Genomic DNA, 1,702 nt, shown 5'->3' on the forward strand with positions numbered 1-1,702 from the left:
CCAGTCGCTTGCCCGGTGATGGTCAGATCCTGACCTTTCTCCGTGCTGTTGATGATGTCATCGCCCGCAATGGTGTTGATGGATAAGGTTGGCAGTCCAGTGTCCACCTTAATATCGTGACTAGTGCTTCCGACATTGCCCGCACTGTCAGTCACGGTGACGGCAATACTAACGCTACCATCTTGCAGTCCGGCAATTACCGAGGCCGGGACCCCGACACTCCAGTTGCCTGAGGCATCCAGTACCGTGCTGTAGGTTTTGCCCGCGAGGGTCACTACCACGCTATTACCCGCTTCGCCGCCGGTCGCACTGCCACTGATAATCTGTGCTTGGGAATGTTCTGCGAAGCTAATAATGTTATCGCCCGCGACGTTATCGAAAGTGATCACCGGCGCTTGCAGATCCACGTGAACAGTATGGCTGGCGTTAATACCGTTGCCCGCCTTATCCGCAACGCTTGCGCTGACGGTGGTTTGTCCATCGCTGAGCGCTTGCAGATCGGCCGCGGGGACCTTCACCTGCCAATGACCTTGCGCATCTACGGTGGTCTTATAATCCTTACCGTTCAGGCTAACCGTCACTTCTTGGCCCGCTTGCGCCGTGCTGCTGCCGCTGATCAGCTGGTCGCTGCCCGCTTCTTTAGCATTCAACACGTTGTCTTGCGTCAGGTTATCGATGGTTAGGCTCGGTGCCACGGTATCGACTAGGATCTCGCGGCCCGCTTGCGCGCTGTTACCGGTTGGCGTGGTGACGCTCACCTCGACGTTGCGTATGCCATCGTAAAGCCCAGACATATCCGCCGCCGGTACCGTCACCGCCCACTTGCCGTCGCCGTCGACCGTAGTCGTATACTGATGACCCGCGAATGTCACGGTCACCGTGCTGCCTGCTGCCACCTCGTGGGTGCTACCGCTTAATGCCAGATCCTGCCCTTTTTCGGCCGCATTCAGCATATCGTCACCGCTGACGGTATTGATGCTGATCGCCACTTCGGCTAGATCGACGGTGACGGGGTGCAGGATAGCCACCGGGTTACCGGCACTGCTTTCGCCACTGACTGCGATTTGTAGGGTGCCTGCCGCCCAGTTGCTGACATCGCTGCTCGGCACTGCCGCACTCCACGACCCATCCGCCAGTACGGTCGCGCTGTAGGTCTTACCGTTAATGGTCACGGTTAAGGCACTGTTGGCGGCGATCCCTTGGCTCGAGCCGCTGACGATCAGGTTTTGGTTATGCTCAAGGGTGTTGACGATGTCATCACCCGCCACGGTATCGACCCGTAAGCCCGGCAAGTTCGCATCGATGCTGATCGCATGCTCGCTATGACCGGTATTACCGGTTTTATTGGTGACTGACGCATCAACCGTTAAGGCACCGTTGCCCATCGCGGTCAGATCGTCACTCGGTACCTTAACGCTCCAGGTTAGATCCTTCGCCACGGTCGCGGTGTAAGTCTTACCGCCCAGTTGAACGGTCACGGTATCGCCCGCCGCCGCACCACTGACTTTACCGCTCAGGGTTTGCCCTGCGGCCAGCTCGCTGGCGTTGATCACATCATCGCCTGCCACGGTATTGATGGTAATGGTCGGGGCTTCCCCGCCGACCGTGATGGTATGGGTTGTGTTAGCACTGTTCCCTACATCATTGGTCGCTGACGCGCTAACCGAGTAGATCGCTTCCCCCAGATTCGCCACATCGGCGG

1 protein-coding gene is annotated in these 1,702 nt (G+C 58.3%); it reads right to left on the reverse strand.

The genetic code is table 11. The features are described 5' to 3' along the window. Window positions 1–1,702: Ig-like domain-containing protein (locus BBW68_RS13605; RefSeq protein WP_148127690.1), on the reverse strand; the 1,702-nt coding region annotated here is incomplete at both ends.

It is taken from the genome of Candidatus Erwinia dacicola (genome assembly GCF_001756855.1).
GTDB lineage: Bacteria > Pseudomonadota > Gammaproteobacteria > Enterobacterales > Enterobacteriaceae > Erwinia > Erwinia dacicola.